Annotated in this window: 16 protein-coding genes; 13 read left to right on the plus strand and 3 right to left on the minus strand. The window is 64.8% G+C overall.

Annotated elements, in window-relative coordinates; genetic code table 11:
* Positions 1-37: 37 nt before the first annotated feature.
* Complete coding sequence (locus ACO6D5_RS07895; protein ID WP_485825068.1) at positions 38-2,332, minus strand: RelA/SpoT family protein; 2,295 nt, start codon at positions 2,330-2,332, stop codon at positions 38-40.
* 372 nt (positions 2,333-2,704) lie between these two features.
* On the opposite strand from ACO6D5_RS07895, the gene ACO6D5_RS07900 reads away from it, so the two are divergent.
* A complete protein-coding gene (locus ACO6D5_RS07900) occupies positions 2,705-3,538 on the plus strand; it encodes a zinc-dependent peptidase (RefSeq protein ID WP_315845196.1) in 834 nt (277 codons plus the stop codon).
* A complete protein-coding gene (locus ACO6D5_RS07905) occupies positions 3,535-4,044 on the plus strand; it encodes a flavodoxin family protein (protein WP_315845195.1) in 510 nt (169 codons plus the stop codon). Before ACO6D5_RS07900 ends, ACO6D5_RS07905 begins: the two co-directional genes overlap by 4 nt.
* An 87-nt stretch (positions 4,045-4,131) precedes the next feature.
* Here ACO6D5_RS07905 and ACO6D5_RS07910 read toward each other — a convergent pair whose 3' ends face one another.
* Entirely contained in the window at positions 4,132-4,482 is a 351-nt protein-coding gene (locus tag ACO6D5_RS07910) for a RidA family protein (protein WP_006223803.1), read from the minus strand.
* A 72-nt stretch (positions 4,483-4,554) separates the two neighbouring features.
* On the minus strand, positions 4,555-5,730 hold the full coding sequence (pncB, locus tag ACO6D5_RS07915; RefSeq protein ID WP_006223802.1) for a nicotinate phosphoribosyltransferase: 1,176 nt from the start codon (positions 5,728-5,730) through the stop codon (positions 4,555-4,557).
* Between the two features lie 156 nt (positions 5,731-5,886).
* Here pncB and fdxA point away from each other — a divergent pair, with 156 nt between their 5' ends.
* The 11 genes from fdxA to ACO6D5_RS07970 all read left to right on the plus strand — a co-directional run bounded on the left by fdxA (position 5,887) and on the right by ACO6D5_RS07970 (position 16,118).
* Positions 5,887-6,210 carry a ferredoxin FdxA gene (fdxA, locus tag ACO6D5_RS07920; protein ID WP_006218015.1) on the plus strand — a complete coding sequence of 108 codons (324 nt, stop codon included), beginning with the start codon at positions 5,887-5,889 and terminating at the stop codon, positions 6,208-6,210.
* Positions 6,211-6,259: 49 nt separating this feature from the next.
* Positions 6,260-7,060, plus strand: coding sequence for a ferredoxin--NADP reductase (locus tag ACO6D5_RS07925; RefSeq protein ID WP_485825069.1), 801 nt, complete (start codon positions 6,260-6,262; stop codon positions 7,058-7,060).
* 212 nt (positions 7,061-7,272) lie between these two features.
* The gene (locus ACO6D5_RS07930; RefSeq protein WP_315845193.1) at positions 7,273-8,499 is read left to right on the plus strand and encodes a polyhydroxyalkanoate depolymerase; all 1,227 of its coding nucleotides are present in this window, start codon (positions 7,273-7,275) and stop codon (positions 8,497-8,499) included.
* Between the two features lie 112 nt (positions 8,500-8,611).
* The gene (gene rsxB, locus ACO6D5_RS07935) at positions 8,612-9,277 is read left to right on the plus strand and encodes an electron transport complex subunit RsxB (RefSeq protein ID WP_485825070.1); all 666 of its coding nucleotides are present in this window, start codon (positions 8,612-8,614) and stop codon (positions 9,275-9,277) included.
* On the plus strand, positions 9,274-9,909 hold the full coding sequence (gene nth, locus ACO6D5_RS07940) for an endonuclease III (RefSeq protein ID WP_006223798.1): 636 nt from the start codon (positions 9,274-9,276) through the stop codon (positions 9,907-9,909). Before rsxB ends, nth begins: the two co-directional genes overlap by 4 nt.
* A 352-nt stretch (positions 9,910-10,261) precedes the next feature.
* Positions 10,262-11,035 carry an ABC transporter ATP-binding protein gene (locus ACO6D5_RS07945; protein ID WP_315845191.1) on the plus strand — a complete coding sequence of 258 codons (774 nt, stop codon included), beginning with the start codon at positions 10,262-10,264 and terminating at the stop codon, positions 11,033-11,035.
* Positions 11,032-11,742 (plus strand): ABC transporter ATP-binding protein, encoded by a 711-nt coding sequence (locus ACO6D5_RS07950; RefSeq protein WP_006223796.1) that lies wholly within the window; start codon positions 11,032-11,034, stop codon positions 11,740-11,742. The genes ACO6D5_RS07945 and ACO6D5_RS07950 overlap by 4 nt, the downstream gene beginning before the upstream one ends.
* A gap of 61 nt (positions 11,743-11,803) precedes the next feature.
* Positions 11,804-13,018: an ABC transporter substrate-binding protein gene (locus tag ACO6D5_RS07955; RefSeq protein ID WP_315845190.1), complete on the plus strand. Its 1,215-nt coding sequence runs from the start codon at positions 11,804-11,806 to the stop codon at positions 13,016-13,018.
* A 97-nt stretch (positions 13,019-13,115) separates the two neighbouring features.
* On the plus strand, positions 13,116-14,003 hold the full coding sequence (locus ACO6D5_RS07960) for a branched-chain amino acid ABC transporter permease (RefSeq protein WP_006223794.1): 888 nt from the start codon (positions 13,116-13,118) through the stop codon (positions 14,001-14,003).
* Positions 14,000-14,983, plus strand: coding sequence for an ABC transporter permease subunit (locus ACO6D5_RS07965; protein ID WP_315845189.1), 984 nt, complete (start codon positions 14,000-14,002; stop codon positions 14,981-14,983). Before ACO6D5_RS07960 ends, ACO6D5_RS07965 begins: the two co-directional genes overlap by 4 nt.
* A 112-nt stretch (positions 14,984-15,095) precedes the next feature.
* Positions 15,096-16,118 (plus strand): ABC transporter substrate-binding protein, encoded by a 1,023-nt coding sequence (locus ACO6D5_RS07970; RefSeq protein ID WP_485825071.1) that lies wholly within the window; start codon positions 15,096-15,098, stop codon positions 16,116-16,118.
* Positions 16,119-16,120: the final 2 nt, after the last annotated feature.

The following is a 16,120-nucleotide window of genomic DNA, read 5'->3' on the forward strand; positions in this document are numbered from 1 at the left end:
ACCTCCCCCACGGCCGTCCGGCCCTGGGGGCTTCGTCCTAACGGCGCGTCGCCGAGGACACGCCGGCCACCTCGGCCAAGGCATCCAGCGCGCGGGCGAGTGATTCGCCCCCGCGCACTTCCACCGTGAACACCATGTGGGCCAGCGACTGCTTGCTCTGCGTATTCACGCCCACGACATTCAGGCGCAACCGCGCAAAGACTTCCGACAGGTCGCGCAGCAGGCCGGAGCGGTCGTGCGCGCGCACGCTGATGTCCACGGGATAGAAGGTATCCGAGGTCTCGCCCCAGGCGACTTCGATCACGCGTTCAGGTTCGCGCGCCGCCAGCGCCAGATAGCTGTGGCAATCGCTGCGGTGGATGGACACGCCGCGCCCCCGCGTGACGAAGCCGGCGATGGCGTCCGGCGGCGCCGGGCGGCAGCAGCGCGCCAACTGCGTCAACAGCGACCCCACCCCCACCACCAGCACGCCGCTCTTGCCGCTTTTCTCGGCGCTGCCCGCACTGGCGTGGCGCAGTGCGGCCGGCTGCGGCTCGACGGCCGGCGCCGGTTGCTGGAACACGCTGTCGATCTGGCGCAGGCTGAACTCTTCCTTGGCCGCCGCCACGTACAGGTCGTCGGCGCGGGCAAAGCCCAGGTTCTGCGCCAGCTGCTCCAGGTTGACCGCCGTCTTGCCCAGCCGCTGCAATTCCTTTTCGACCAGCGCCTGCCCTTGGGTGATGCGCTGCTGCAGCTCGATGGCGTTGAACCACATGCGCACCTTGGCGCGCGCCCGCGGGCTGGCCAAAAACCCCAACTGGGGGTTGAGCCAGTCGCGCGACGGGCCGCCCGACTTGGCGGAGATGATCTCGACGGTCTGCCCCGTGGACAGCCGCGTCTGCAGCGGCACCATCTGGCCGTCGACGCGGGCGCCTCGGCAGCGGTGGCCCAGGTCGGTATGCAAGTGATAGGCGAAATCCACCGGCGTGGCGCCGGCGGGCAGTTCGATCACCCGCGCCTGCGGCGTCAGCACGTAGATGCGTTCGTCGGTATGCGCGGGCGCCGTCACCACGTTGCGGTTCTTGCCCGGACCGGACTTGCCGGCAGCGGGTTTGGCGGCTTCCGGCTTGACGATTTCCGCGCCCGGTTCGCCGCCGCCCTCGACATCGCTGTTCCAGGCCAGCAGCTGGCGCATCCACGCCAGTTGACGGTCGTATTCGCTGGAGGCCGCCACTTGGCCGCCTTTGGCGCCGGCTTCCTTGTAGCGCCAGTGCGCGGCCATGCCGTATTCGGCGAACTGGTGCATGTCGCGCGTGCGGATCTGCACTTCGAAGGGCCGGCCGTCGTCGTCCGCCACGACCGTATGCAGCGAACGGTACCCGTTGGGCTTGGGCCGCGATATGTAGTCGTCGAACTCATCGGACAGGGGCGTCCACATCTCGTGCACCAGCCCCAGCGCCGTATAGCAGGCCCGCACGTCATCGACGATGATGCGCAAGGCGCGCAGGTCGTACATCTGGGCGAAATCCAGGCGCTTGACGCGCATCTTGTTCCAGATGCTGTAGATGTGCTTGGGCCGGCCGCTGACCTCGGCCTCGATGCCGGATTTCGACAAGGCGGTCTGCAGGCGGTCGATGGCGCCGGCGATGAAGGCTTCGCGTTCGACGCGCTTTTCTTCCAGCAGCCGGGCAATCTGCTTGTAGCGGTCAGGCTCCAGGAAACGGAAGGCCAGGTCTTCCATTTCCCATTTGATCTGCCAGATGCCCAGGCGGTTGGCGAGCGGCGCGTACAGGTCGAGCGTTTCGCGCGCAAAAGCGATAGAGCACGGGGCCTTGCTTTCGGCGTGCCAGCGCAGCGTGCGCAGCCGCGAGGCCAGCCGCATCAGCACGATGCGCAGGTCGGCCGCCATCGCCAGCAGCATCTTGCGCTGCATTTCCTTTTGCGAGCCGCTTTCGGCCTCGGCATCGCTGGCCTGGCGGGCCACGACACCCAGGCGCAGCAGCGCGCGGGTGCCCTGGACGAGCCGTGCGACCTCGGCGCCGAACGCCGTGGCGACGGGGTCGTTGCGCAGGGCCGGCGCGGGCGCCATCAAGTCGGTGGGCAAGGCAGCCAGCAGCGCCGCGGCGCGCGTGGCGGCGTCGGTGTGCAAGGCCGCCAGGATGCGGACGACCCCGGCGCCATGGCTGGCCAACGGCTCGCCCGTCAATGCCTGCTGCCCTTCAAACCGGGGAATGGCCCAGGCGACCGCCTGGTCGATCAGCGCCATGCCGTCGGCGTCCAGGCCCGCCCCTACCTCCTGCCGCCAGGAAGCGTCGAAAGGCGAAGGCGCGTCGATAACAGGCGGGGCGGACATGAAGGGCGTCGTGCGTGGCGGGTTGATATCCCGACACTCTACACTAGGGCCTGTTAGCACTAAAAGGAGCCTCGCACAGGCCGGCTATCGGGCGCCTGGCTAGGCGCAGACGCCGCCGCGTGGCTTTGCCACGCAAGGTGGCTGCAACGACGCCAGGCGCCCGATAGTCGGCCTGCCCGAAGGGTGAACACCCAAATGAGCGCCTCTCGGCGTTGCGAATGCTCGCCGTGGTCCCGCCATGGCTGCGCTTCGCGCCTTGATAGCCACTCATTTGGGTACTCATGCGAGGCTCCTTTTAGTGCTAACAGGCCCTAGGGGCTGTTAACACTGAATGCCCCGCCGTCTCCCGGTATATAGAAGGAACCGAAGCTTATGTTGCGCTGGCTCAAGGGCCGGGGCGCCCGCCCTTCAGAGGTGGCCGAGATGCAGGCCCGGATCTCGCCCGAACTCTGGCGGCAGGTGCTGGATGCCTACCCCTTCCTGGCGGCGTTGAACGCCGACGAATCCGCCCAATTGCTGGCGCGGTCGGCCTGGCTGTTGGCCAGCAAGACCATCAATGGCGCGCAGGGCCTGGAGGTCTCGGACTTCATGCGCCTGTCCATCGCGGCGCAGGCCAGCCTGCCCATCCTGAACCTGGCGCCCGAGCTCTACGAAGGCTGGGACGAGATCATCGTGTATCCCGCCAGTTTCCGCATTCCCCGTTCACGCCAGGACGACGACGGCGTGGTCCACGAATACATCGAGGACGCGGCCGGCGAAGCCTGGGAAGGCGGCCCGCTGGTGCTGTCCTGGGAAGACACACAACTGTCCGAAGGCGGCTTCAACGTGGTCATCCATGAATTCGCCCACAAGCTGGACCTGCGCTCGGGATTTGCCGACGGCATGCCGTCGCTGGCGGCGCACCCGGATCTGAAGCCGAAAGTCTGGCGGCAAGTGCTGGACGACAGCCTGGACCGCTTCATCGCCGCGCTCGACGCGGTCGAAGCGGCCATCCCGCACGATGTGGACCCGGAAAGCGAGGAGGCGGACGCCTGGTACGGCCAATTGCCGATGGACCCCTACGCCGCCACCGACGAGGCGGAATTCTTCGCCGTCAGCTCGGAGCACTTCTTCGTCGACCCCATCCCCATGCAGCAGGCGCTGCCCGAATGGTATGGCTTGCTGCGGGCGTACTACCGGCAGGACACCCTGGAACGCTACGCATGAAGCAGCTGCTGATCGTCTGGCATTCGCGCACGGGCGCGGCCCGGCAGCTGGCCGAGGCCGCCGCGCGGGGCGCCGTAGCGGCCGCCGCGCAGCTGGAGCAGCCGGACGCGCTGCGCGTCGTGCTGCGGCGCGCAGCGGAGGTCGACGCCGACCTCCTGCTGGCAAGCCAGGGCTACCTGTTCTGCGCGCCGGAGAACCTGGCCAGCCTGAGCGGGGAAATGAAGGAATGCTTCGACCGCAACTACTACGCCGTGCTGGACCGGATCCAGGGCCTGCCCTACGGTTGCGCCATCAGCGCAGGCAGCGACGGCGCGGGCGCGGCACGGCAGGTCGAACGGATCTGCACCGGCTGGCGCCTGAAGCCGGTGGCGCCAGCGCTGATCGTCAACCTGGGTGCGCAGACGGCCGAGCAGATCCTGGCGCCCAAGACGGTGCGCGAGGGGGACCTGGCCAGGTGCGAAGAATTGGGAGGCCTGCTGGCCGGGATCGTGCTGATGGGGACTTGATGGCGTGCGCGCGATCAGGCGGTGCCCCGCCAAAAGAAAAAGCCCTTCGGCATGCCGAAGGGCTTTTCGCTGGCAAGCGGATATCGCTTAGACGGCGGCCGTCACGACGATTTCAACCTTGAAGTCCGGGTTGGCCAGGCGGGCTTCGACCGTGGCGCGCGGAGGCGAATTGCCGTCGGCGACCCACGCGTCCCATGCCTTGTTCATGCCGTCGAATTCCTTCATGTTGGCCACGTAGATCTGGGCCATCAGGATCTTGGTCTTGTCGGTGCCGGCTTCGGCCAGCAGGCGATCGATCGTCGCCAGCACTTGCTCGGTCTGGCCGGTGATGTCCAGCTTGGCATCGTCAGGCACCTGGCCTGCCAGATACGCGACGCCGTTGTACACGGCCATGTCCGACAGGCGCTTGGCGACGTGGAAGCGCTTGATGCTGCTCATGAATATTCCCCTAGAGTCGAGTTGGGTGGGTGAATCAATACAAGGAAACCAGCAATTTACCCCGAGCCGCCTTCAGGCGGGAGGCAGCTGGAACACCTGGCGCAGATACGCCAGGTACGCGGGATCGTCGCACATGGTCTTTTCGGGCGCGTCGGACACCTTGGCCACGGGCTGGCCATTGCAACGGACCATCTTCATGACGATCTGCAGCGGTTCATGGCCCAGGTCGTTGGTCAGGTTGGTGCCGATGCCGAACGACACCTTGCAGCGCCCGGCAAACTGGCGGGCCAGTTCGATGGCGCGCGGGAACGTCAGCGAATCCGAGAACACCAGGGTCTTGGCGCGGGGGTCCACGCGATTCTTCCGGTAGTGTTCCAGCAGGCGCTCGCCCCAGACGAAGGGGTCGCCAGAGTCGTGGCGCGCGCCGTCGAAAAGCTTGCAGAAATACATGTCGAAGTCGCGCAGGAAGGCATCCATGCCGTAGACGTCCGACAGCGCGATGCCCAGGTCGCCACGGTATTCCTTGGCCCAGACTTCCAGGGCGTACACCTGCGAATCACGCAAGCGCGGGCCCAGCGCCTGGCAGGCCTGCAGGTATTCATGGCCCATCGTGCCCAGCGGCAGCACTTCGTGCTGCTTGGCCAGCAGCACATTGCTGGTGCCGGCAAAGTGCGGCCCCATCTGCGCCTTCATGGTGGACACGACTTCCTGGTGCCAGACCTTCGAGAAGCGGCGGCGCGTGCCGTATTCGGCCACGCGGAAATCGGCCAACGCGGGATCGTCCAGCACCAGGTGCATCTTGGACTGCAAGCGCTGGCGGCCTTCTTCCCAGTCTGGATTCTTGCGCGTGTTGCGGAAATAGACCTCGTTGACGATGGCCAGCACCGGGATCTCGAACAGGATCGTGTGCAGCCACGGGCCCTTGACCTCGATCGAGATCTCGCCGGGCGCGTCGCCTTCGCTGATGTGGATGCAGCGCTCGGGCATGTGGAACAGCCCAAGAAAATCAACGAAGTCGCTCTTGATGAAACGCAAGCCGCCCAGGTAATCCAGTTCGTCCTGCGTAAAGCGCAGCTGGCACAATTGGTGCACTTCTTCGCGGATTTCATCCAGATAGGGGCGCAAGTCGGCGCCCACGGTGCGGCACTTGTAACGGTACTCGACCTGCGCAGCGGGGAATTGATGCAGCACCACTTGCATCATGCTGAATTTGTACAGATCGGTGTCGAGCAGCGAAGTGATTATCATGATTGCGCGTATCGTTTCGCGACACCATAGCATAGAGGACCGGGGGTTCAGGGCGATGGGCCACGATGTCAATACGGGTATTACCGGCACATCCCGCCCGCATTGGGTAAAATCCGGCCAACAAGACACAAAAGCCGCCGATCCCGGAGTTCCTGAATGACCCACGTTGTCACCGAAAACTGTATTAAGTGCAAGTACACCGATTGCGTTGATGTGTGCCCGGTGGACTGTTTTCGTGAGGGTCCGAACTTCCTCGTGATCGATCCGGACGAATGCATCGACTGCGCCGTCTGCATCCCGGAATGCCCGGCCAATGCGATCTACGCCGAAGAAGACGTGCCGCAGGACCAACTGAATTTCATCGCGCTGAACGCCGAACTCTCGCCCGAGTTCGCCAGCATCAGCCGCGCCAAGAAGCCCCTGCCGGACGCCGACGACTGGAACGGCAAGCAGGACAAGCTGCAATACCTGGAAAAATAGTCCGCGACAGCCGGCTGCTGCCTGGCGGCCGGCATCGTGCGATGCCCCGATGACCGACGACTCCAAATACACGCGCCAGACCGTAACCCAGATCCATACCTGGGTGCCCGACAAGCTGTTCTCGGTGCGCGTGACGCGCGACGACGCGTATACATTCCTGCCAGGCCAGTTCGCCCGGGTCGGTTTGCCCGGGGCGGACGATCCCGACGGCCCGCCCACCCTGTGGCGCGCCTATTCCATGGTGTCGGCCCCGCACGAGTCCGGGCTGGAGTTCTATTCCATCGTGGTCCCCGACGGCCTGTTCAGCCCGCGCATGGCGCAGCTGCAGCCGGGCGACGCGCTGTACGTGGAAAAGACGCCCTACGGCTTTTTGACGCTGGAACGCTTCGCCCCGGGCGGCGACCTCTGGCTGCTGGCCTCCGGCACCGGGCTGTCCGCCTACCTGTCCATCCTGCGCGACCCCGCCACCTGGCGCGCCTACCGCCGCATCATCCTGGTGCATGGCGTACGCACCGCGGCGGAGCTCGCCTACCGCGAAGAGATCGAGTCCTGGGATGAACGGCCCGAGCTGGCCGAGCTGTTCGCGGCCGACCCGCAAAAGCTCGTCTACCTGCCCATCGCCACGCGCGAAGCCCTGCCGGGCATGCCCCAGGCGCGCCTGACCACGCTGATTGCCGATGGCCGGCTGGAGCAGCTGGCCGGGCTGCCACTGGACCCCGAGCACGCCAAGATCATGCTTTGCGGCAACCCCGAGATGCTGGCCGATGCCCGCAAGCTGCTGGGCGAACGCGGCTTCAAGCCGGGCCGCCGGGGCATCCCCGGCAACCTGGCGGTCGAGAATTACTGGTGATCCCACGCGAGCCGGCTTAGTGCATAAATCCTCCGTTTGGGCGCTGGGCTGGACGGGAAAACGCCCTAAACTGGTGCTTAATGGGATGACGGGTCTCTTTTTAGCAACAGAATCCCGGTCTTTGCGGCAGTTTCTTCAGGCTGATTGGATATATCTTTAGTCCTCGGCGCAATAATCGGGGCACACGCACGACCCAGAAGGACTTCCCCCAAATGCTGTACCAATTGCACGAAATGCAGCGCGCCTTCCTGACTCCGTTCGCTGCATTCACGGATGCCGGTTCCCAGCTGTTCTCCAGCCCTTACAGTCCCCTCGCCTACACCCCGATTTCCCGCCAGATGGCGGCCGGGTACGAGTTGATGACGCGGATCGGCAAGGAATATCAGAAGCCCGCCTGGAACCTTCCCGAGACCCAGATCAACGGCAAGCCCGTACGCGTCACCGAAACCCTGGCGCTGGACAAGCCCTTCTGCCGCCTGGTGCACTTCCACCGCGACGTGCGCGCCGCCGGCCGCGATGACCCCAAGGTGCTGCTGGTCGCCCCGCTGTCCGGCCACCACGCCACGCTGCTGCGCGACACCGTGCGCGCCCTTCTGCCCAACCATGACGTCTACGTCACGGACTGGGTCGACGCCCGCATGGTGCCGCTGTCGGCCGGCCCGTTCCATTTGAACGACTACGTGCGCTATGTGCAGGATTTCATCCGGCACCTGGGCCCGGACGTGCACGTGATCTCGGTCTGCCAGCCCACCGTGCCGGTGCTGGCCGCCGTGTCGCTGATGGCGACCGCCAATGATCCCTGCCAGCCGCGCAGCATGGTGATGATGGGCGGCCCCATCGATCCGCGCCAGTCGCCCACGCAGGTGAACCGCCTGGCCACGACCAAGCCCTATTCGTGGTTTGAGAGCCAGGTGATCCACCCGGTGCCGCCCCGCTATCCGGGCGCCGGCCGCAAGGTCTATCCGGGCTTCCTGCAGCATGCCGGGTTCATGGCCATGAACCCCGACCGCCACATGAAGTCGCACTATGAGTTCTACCTGGACTTGCTGCGCGGCGACGACAGCGACGCCGAAGCGCATCGCCGCTTCTACGACGAATACAACGCCGTGCTGGACATGCCAGCCGAGTTCTACCTGGACACGATCCGCATGGTGTTCCAGGACTTCGCGCTGCCCAGCGGCACCTGGGAAGTGGACGGCCAGACCGTGCGCCCGGCCGATATCAAGCAGGTCGCCCTGTTCACCATCGAAGGCGAGCTGGACGATATTTCGGGCCAGGGACAGACCCGCGCGGCCATCAAGCTGTGCAAGAACATCCCGGCTGAACGCAAGACGCACTACACCGCCCCGAACTGCGGCCACTACGGGATTTTCTCCGGCCGCCGGTGGCGCGAAATGATCTGTCCTAAAATTGCCGAATTCATCCGGCAATCGGCTTGACGACGGCATAGCGCCGTCCGGCAGGTGACGCGCGGGCCCGGCCCGCGCGCCCTCAAGCCAGATCCGTATTCCACGGGGCCCGAGTGGCCCCTTTTTCTTTTATTGGCCTTACATGTCCTGTCGCTCACTTGCCGACCGCATCGACGCCTTGCTGCCCCAGACGCAATGCACCAAGTGCGGCTATGACGGCTGCCGGCCCTATGCCGACGCCATCGCCGAGGGCGCAGCCCCGATCAACCGCTGCCCGCCCGGCGGCGACGAGGGCGTCGCCGCGCTTGCCGCCCTGCTCGAGACCCCCGTCCTGCCCTTGGACCTGGAACGCGGCGAACCTGGCCCGCTGCTGGTCGCGCGCATCGATGAATCCCACTGCATCGGCTGTACGCTGTGCATCCAGGCCTGTCCGGTCGACGCCATCGTGGGCGCGAACAAACACATGCACACGGTGCTGGCCGATTGGTGCACGGGCTGCGACCTGTGCGTGGCGCCCTGTCCGGTGGACTGCATCCAGATGGTCCCGGCCGGACGCGCCTGGAGCGCGCAAGACGCCGCCGTCAGCCGGCAGCGCCATCGCAGCCACCTGGCGCGCACCGAACGTCTGGCGGCCGACAACGCGCGCCTGATGGCGCCGGAGGCTCCCGCTCAGGCAGCTCCTGTTCAGGCCGCCGCCCCCGGAGTAACGCCCGCCACCGCCGACGCGCAAAGCGAAGACCGCAAGCGCTCCGCCATTGAATCCGCGCTGGCCCGCGCCCGGGCCCGCCGCAATCCGACGCAGTCATGAACGCAGCCAAACGCCGTGAGATCTTCGCCCGCCTGCAGGCGGCCAATCCCCACCCCACCACCGAACTGGAATACGACACCCCGTTCCAATTGCTGATCGCGGTATTGCTGTCGGCGCAAGCGACCGACAAGTCGGTCAATATCGCCACGCGCAAGTTCTTCCCGCAGTACGGCACGCCCCAGGCCCTGCTGGACCTGGGCGAAGAAGGCCTGTCCGACTACATCAAGACGATCGGCCTGTATCGCACCAAGGCCAAGAACACGATCGCCACCTGTCGGATCCTGATCGAGCACCACGGCGGTGAAGTGCCTCAAACGCGCGAAGCCCTGGAATCGCTGCCCGGGGTGGGCCGCAAGACGGCCAACGTGGTGCTGAACACCGCGTTCGGCCAGCCGACCATGGCCGTGGACACGCACATCTTCCGCGTTTCCAACCGCACGGGTATCGCGCCCGGCAAGAACGTGCTGGAAGTCGAAGAGAAACTGGTGAAGTTCGTGCCGCGCGAATACATGCAGGACGCCCATCACTGGCTGATATTGCAAGGCCGCTATGTCTGCGTGGCGCGTAAACCGAAATGCCCGCAATGCGGCATTTCCGACCTGTGCGAATTCAAACAGAAAACGCCTGCGTGAATACAGCATTCCGAATATTGCGGAATCATTTCAATAGATGGAAAACCGGGTTTTCCCTTGATGAAATTCGCATAAGGCATTGATATCAATCAACGCCTATTTGCTGCAACGCATTGGATGGGAAAAGGGTTTTCCCGCCTTGTACGCCAAGTATTGTCGGCCTGTTGACAATTCAACATGCCGCACTGCAAAACCTATGTAAAACCCTCATGGAATTTTGATAAAGAGGTCCGCATACTCGCCGGCAACTCATCGGAAAACAGCGAACAATCGCTGCATTTCACGACCCCGCGGGGGCCTGCCGAAATCACGGCAGGTTGAGACCATAAAAATCAACGCCGGTGCAGCGGACATGGATGACACAATCCTGGAGACAAAAGGCCTCACCAAGGAGTTCCGCGGATTCGTCGCGGTCAATGGGGTCGATTTGCGTATCAAGCGGGGCGAGATTCATGCCTTGATCGGGCCTAACGGCGCGGGCAAGACCACTTGCTTCAACCTGCTTACCAAGTTCTTATCTCCCACGTCGGGAACGATCAAGTTCAACGGCATCGACATCACCGGCGATCGCCCCGCGCAAATCGCGCGGCGCGGCGTCATCCGCTCGTTCCAGATTTCGGCGGTGTTTCCCCACCTGACCGTGCTTGAAAACGTGCGGATCGGCTTGCAGCGCAAGACCGGCCTGTCGTTCCATTTCTGGCAAAGCGATAAACGCCTGGCCGCGCTGAACGAGCCTGCCCGAGCGCTGCTGGACCAGGTGGACCTGGGCGCCTTCGCGAACGAAACCACGGTGAACCTGCCGTATGGCCGCAAGCGCGCGCTGGAAATCGCGACGACCCTGGCGATGGAACCCGAACTGATGCTGCTGGACGAGCCCACCCAGGGCATGGGCCACGAAGACGTGGACCGCGTCACGCAGTTGATCAAGCGCGTGAGCGCCGGGCGCACCATCCTGATGGTCGAACACAACATGAACGTCGTGTCCTCCATTGCCAACACCATCACCGTGCTGGCGCGCGGCTCGGTGCTGGCCGAGGGGACGTACGCCGAAGTCTCGCGCCACCCGGCCGTGATGCAAGCCTACATGGGCACCACCGACGGCGAACTTCAAGGAGCGCACGCATGAGCACCCCGGCACTGGAAATCTCGGGCCTGCAAGCCTGGTACGGGGAATCGCACATCCTGCACGGCGTGGATATGCGCGTGGGACAAGGCGAAGTCGTCACGCTGCTGGGCCGCAACGGCGCCGGCCGCACGACGACCCTGCGGGCCATTCTTGGCCTGACCGGGTCGCGCAAGGGTTCGGTGCGCATCCATGGCACCGAAGCCATCGATCTGCCCACCTACAAGATCGCCCACCTGGGCGTGGGCTATTGCCCTGAAGAACGCGGCATCTTCGCCAGCCTGTCTTGCGAAGAGAACCTGCTGCTGCCCCCCGTCGTGGGCTCGCTGGGCGGCGGCATGTCGCTCGCCGAGATCTACGACATGTTCCCCAACCTGCAAGAGCGCCGGAATTCGCCTGGCACGCGCTTGTCGGGCGGTGAACAGCAAATGCTGGCGGTGGCGCGCATCCTGCGCACCGGCGCCAACCTGCTGCTGCTGGACGAAATCTCCGAAGGCCTGGCGCCGGTCATCGTGCAGGCGCTGGCCCGCATGATCACGACGCTCAAGCAGCGCGGCTACACCATCGTCATGGTGGAGCAGAACTTCCGCTTCGCGGCTCCCCTGGCCGACCGCTTCTATGTCATGGAACACGGCCAGATCGTCGAGCATTTCGAAGCGGCGGAACTTTCAGAAAAACAGGACACGCTCAACGAATTGCTGGGCGTCTAAAACAACCTGTCATCCGCCGGAACCCCGGCAACACTACACCGTAGGGAAGAGGAGTCATCCCATGAAGCTGCACACCATCACTGCTGCACTGGCCATGGCGGGCCTGGGATTTGCAGGGGCGACCGCCCACGCGCAAGGTATCTCCGACGATGTCATCCGCATCGGCTTCATCACCGACATGTCGGGCGTGTATTCCGACATCGACGGCAAGGCCGGTCTGGAAGCGATCCGCATGGCGATCGAAGACGCCGGCGGCTCGATCAACGGCAAGAAGATCGAAGTCGTCTCGGCCGACCACCAGAACAAGGCCGACGTCGCGTCGGCGCGCGTGCGCGAATGGTTCGACGAACAGAAGGTGGACGTCATCATCGCCGGCACGAACTCGTCGACCAGCCTGGCCATGGCCGGCGTGGCCGCAGCCAAGAAAAAGCCTTTCATGGCAATTGGCGCGGGCGCTTCGGACCTGACCAACGCGCAATGCTCGCCCTACACCGTGCACTACGCCTACGACACCGTGGCCCTGGCGCGCGGCACCGGTTCCGCCGTCGTGAAGGACGGCGGCAAGAGCTGGTTCTTCCTGACCGCCGACTACGCCTTCGGCCATGCGCTGGAGCGTGACACGATGGCGGTCGTCAAGGCTGCGGGCGGCGAAGTGAAAGGCCAGGTGCGGGCGCCGCTGGGCGCTTCGGACTTCTCGTCCTTCCTGCTGCAAGCGCAAGCCTCCAAGGCGCAGATCCTGGGTCTGGCCAACGCAGGCGGCGACACCATCAACGCGATCAAGGCCGCCAATGAATTCGGCGTGACCAAGACCATGAAGATGGCCGGCCTGCTGGTCTTCATCAACGACGTGCACGCGCTGGGCCTGCAGGCCACGCAGGGCATGTACCTGACCGATGGCTGGTACTGGGATCAATCCGACGCTTCGCGCGCCTGGTCCAAGAAGTTCGAAGCCAAGGTCGGCCGCAAGCCGTCCATGCTTCAGGCGGGCGACTATTCCGCCCTCAGCTTCTATCTGAACGCGGTCAAGGCCACCGGCACGGACGACGGCGACGCCGTGATGAAGTGGATGAAGTCCAACAAGGTCAACGACTTCTTCGCCCAGGGCGGGTATGTGCGCGAAGACGGCCGCATGATCCACGACATGTACCTGATGCAGGTCAAGACCCCGGCCGAGTCCAAGGGCCCGTGGGACTACTACAAGGTCGTGGCGACGCTGCCCGGCGACGAGGTCTACACCAAGTTGTCCGAGTCCACCTGCAAGCTGGTCAAGAAGTAATCCCCGGCTTATGTGACCCCGAGCTGCGGTCGGGCGCAAGCCGCCGCCGCAGCTCGCATTTGCTCGCTTCCATCCGTACGCGCAGGATTTTCACAAGATGACTGACCTTTTCGGCATCCCTATACAGGCCTTGTTCGGCCAGCTATTACTGGGCCTGGTCAACGGTTCCTTCTATGCCATGTTGTCGCTCGGGCTGGCCGTTATCTTCGGGCTGCTGAACGTCATCAACTTCGCGCACGGCGCGCTTTACATGCTGGGCGCGTTCATCGCCTGGATGGGGCTGTCGTACCTGGGGTTGAACTACTGGGTCATGCTGATCCTGGCGCCGTTGGTCGTCGGGCTATTCGGCATCCTGATCGAGAAATTGCTGCTCAAGCACCTGTACAAGCTCGACCACCTGTACGGCCTGCTGCTGACTTTCGGGTTGACCCTGCTGATAGAGGGGCTGTTCCGCAGCTTCTACGGCGTGTCGGGCCAACCCTATCCCACGCCCGAGGCCTTGCGCGGCGCGACCAACCTGGGCTTCATGATCCTGCCGAACTATCGCGGCTGGGTCGTGGCGGCGTCGGTGGTCGTCTGCCTGGCGACCTGGTTCGTGATCGAACGCACCCGCCTGGGCGCCCTGCTGCGCGCCGGCACCGAAAACCCCCGCCTGGTCGAGGCCTTCGGCGTGAACGTGCCCCGCATGATCACGCTGACCTACGGCTTCGGCGTGGCGCTGGCGGGCTTTGCCGGCGTGCTGGCCGCGCCCGTCCTGCAGATTTCCCCGTTGATGGGGTCCAACCTCATCATCGTCGTGTTCGCCGTGGTCGTGATCGGGGGCATGGGGTCCATCATGGGCGCCATCGTGACCGGTCTGGGCCTGGGCGTGATTGAAGGACTGACCAAGGTGTTCTGGCCTGAAGCCTCCAGCACCGTCGTGTTCATCATCATGGCCATCGTTCTGTTGATCCGCCCGGCCGGGCTGTTCGGAAAAGAAAAATGAATCGTCAATTCCTGGGCTATGCGGTCCTGGCCGTCGTGGTGGCCGCTCTACCCTTTCTCGGGGTGTATCCGATCTTCGCCATGAAGATCATGTGCTACGCGCTGTTCGCCTGCGCGTTCAACCTGCTGCTGGGCTTTACCGGGCTGCTGTCCTTCGGGCACGCCGCCTTCCTGGGCAGCGCGGCGTATGCGGCCGGCCATGCGATGAAGGTCTGGGGCTTCCCGACCGAAATCGGCCTGCTGTTCGGCGTGGGCGTGGCGGCGCTGCTGGGCCTGGCGATGGGCGCCATCGCCATCCGGCGCAGCGGCATCTACTTCGCCATGATCACGCTGGCATTGGCGCAGATGGTGTTCTTCTTCTTCCTGCAGGCCAAGTTCACCGGCGGTGAAGACGGCCTGCAAAGCGTGCCGCGCGGCACCTTGCTGGGACTGGTCGACCTGTCCAAGGACATCAACCTGTACTACGTGGTGATGGCCATCTTCGTCATCGGCTACTTCATCATCTGGCGCACGGTGAATTCGCCGTTCGGGCAAGTGCTGCAGGCGCTGCGCGAGAACGAGCCGCGCGCCATTTCGCTGGGCTACGACGTCGACCGCTTCAAGCTGCTGGCCTTCGTGCTGTCGGCCGCGCTGGCCGGCCTGGCCGGCGCCACCAAGACGCTGGTGTTCGTGTCGGCCACCTTGTCGGACGCCACGTGGCAGATGTCGGGGCTGGTCATCCTGATGACGCTGATCGGCGGGCTCGGCACCTTGACGGGCCCGATCCTGGGCGCCTTCATCGTGGTGCTGCTGGAGAACAAGGTGGGCGATTTCGGCCAGATGATGGCCAACCTGACCGGCGTGGACTGGTTCCTGCGCCTGGGTGAATCCGTCACCATCGTGATCGGCCTGATCTTTGTGATCTGCGTGCTGGCCTTCCGCCGCGGCATCGTGGGCGAAGTCGGCGCCTTCATCGAACGCCGGCGCGCCGCCCGCGCCTGACCGGCACACGCTTGCCGTCCGGACGGGGCCGCACCATGCGGCCCCGTTTGCGTTTGGCCTCCCGTCAAGCACCCGTACAATCAAACGCACCCAATCAAACAGGTGCCTGACCATGCGCAACCCGCATCCGCTCGCCCCCGTCATCGGCGCCCTGGCGCTGGCCGCAACCCTGCTGGCCCCGGCTGCCCAGGCCGCCTCGTCCGCCCCCACCTGCGAAGTCGACCGCCCCATCCGCTTCAGTGGCCTGAACTGGGAGTCCAACCTGGTGCTGGCCGGCATTGAACGCTATGTGCTGGAACACGGTTACGGCTGCAAGACCACGGTGGAAATCGGCGAAACGCTACCCATGCTGGCGGCGCTGCAGCGCGGCGACGTCGACGTGACGCCCGAAGTGTGGCCCGGCCAGATCGAAGGCGCCTGGAAGAAGGCACTGGCCAGCGGCCGCGTGCTGGGCGTGGGTCACGTGTACGACGCCGGCGAAGGCTGGTATGTGCCCCGCTACACCGTCGAACGCCACCCTGAACTGAAGGCCGCGGCCGATCTGGCGCGCTTCAAGAAGGTGTTCACCGACCCCGAAGACCCGGGCCGCGGCCGCATTTACGGCTGCCCCGCCGGCTGGGCCTGCGGCACCCTGAACGACAACCTGCTGCGCGCCCTGAAACTGGACAAGGACTACTCGCTGTTCGCGCCCGGCTCGGGCGCCGCGCAGAAGGCGGCCATCGTGTCGGCCTACAAGCGCAAGCGCGACATCGTCTTCTACTACTGGACACCCACGTCGCTGGTGGGCGCGCTGGACCTGGTGAAGCTGGAACTGCCCGCCTTCGACCAGGCGGCCTACACCTGCATGACCGATCCCAAATGCCCGGACCCGGTCGCCACCGAGTTCAAGCCCAACCCCGTCGTCACGGGCGTGAACGCGGCATTCGCCAAGGAAGCGCCCCGGATCGCCGAGTTCCTGAGCAAACTGACCGTGCCCGACGACGCCATCAACGCCACCTTGGGGTGGCTTGAGAACGAAGGCAAGGAACCCGAGGACGCAGCGCGTTATTTCCTGAAGCAGTACGGCCCCGTGTGGCGGCAATGGATGCCGGCGGAGGCGGCGGATCGCGTCCAGGCAGCGCTTGCGCGCGAATGACA

The sequence above is a fragment of the Achromobacter sp. genome, assembly GCF_057314935.1.

Bases quoted from the DNA above. Each gene is read 5' to 3' on its own strand.
- nth (WP_006223798.1), top strand. From the start codon at position 9,274: ATGAACGCAGCCAAACGCCGTGAGATCTTCGCCCGCCTGCAGGCGGCC.
- fdxA (WP_006218015.1), top strand. From the start codon at position 5,887: ATGACCCACGTTGTCACCGAAAACTGTATTAAGTGCAAGTACACCGAT.
- ACO6D5_RS07965 (WP_315845189.1), top strand. From the start codon at position 14,000: ATGAATCGTCAATTCCTGGGCTATGCGGTCCTGGCCGTCGTGGTGGCC.
- ACO6D5_RS07900 (WP_315845196.1), top strand. From the start codon at position 2,705: ATGTTGCGCTGGCTCAAGGGCCGGGGCGCCCGCCCTTCAGAGGTGGCC.
- pncB (WP_006223802.1), bottom strand. From the start codon at position 5,730: ATGATAATCACTTCGCTGCTCGACACCGATCTGTACAAATTCAGCATG.
- ACO6D5_RS07930 (WP_315845193.1), top strand. From the start codon at position 7,273: ATGCTGTACCAATTGCACGAAATGCAGCGCGCCTTCCTGACTCCGTTC.
- ACO6D5_RS07895 (WP_485825068.1), bottom strand. From the start codon at position 2,332: ATGTCCGCCCCGCCTGTTATCGACGCGCCTTCGCCTTTCGACGCTTCC.
- ACO6D5_RS07905 (WP_315845195.1), top strand. From the start codon at position 3,535: ATGAAGCAGCTGCTGATCGTCTGGCATTCGCGCACGGGCGCGGCCCGG.
- ACO6D5_RS07970 (WP_485825071.1), top strand. From the start codon at position 15,096: ATGCGCAACCCGCATCCGCTCGCCCCCGTCATCGGCGCCCTGGCGCTG.
- ACO6D5_RS07960 (WP_006223794.1), top strand. From the start codon at position 13,116: ATGACTGACCTTTTCGGCATCCCTATACAGGCCTTGTTCGGCCAGCTA.
- ACO6D5_RS07925 (WP_485825069.1), top strand. From the start codon at position 6,260: ATGACCGACGACTCCAAATACACGCGCCAGACCGTAACCCAGATCCAT.
- ACO6D5_RS07955 (WP_315845190.1), top strand. From the start codon at position 11,804: ATGAAGCTGCACACCATCACTGCTGCACTGGCCATGGCGGGCCTGGGA.
- ACO6D5_RS07950 (WP_006223796.1), top strand. From the start codon at position 11,032: ATGAGCACCCCGGCACTGGAAATCTCGGGCCTGCAAGCCTGGTACGGG.
- rsxB (WP_485825070.1), top strand. From the start codon at position 8,612: ATGTCCTGTCGCTCACTTGCCGACCGCATCGACGCCTTGCTGCCCCAG.
- ACO6D5_RS07945 (WP_315845191.1), top strand. From the start codon at position 10,262: ATGGATGACACAATCCTGGAGACAAAAGGCCTCACCAAGGAGTTCCGC.
- ACO6D5_RS07910 (WP_006223803.1), bottom strand. From the start codon at position 4,482: ATGAGCAGCATCAAGCGCTTCCACGTCGCCAAGCGCCTGTCGGACATG.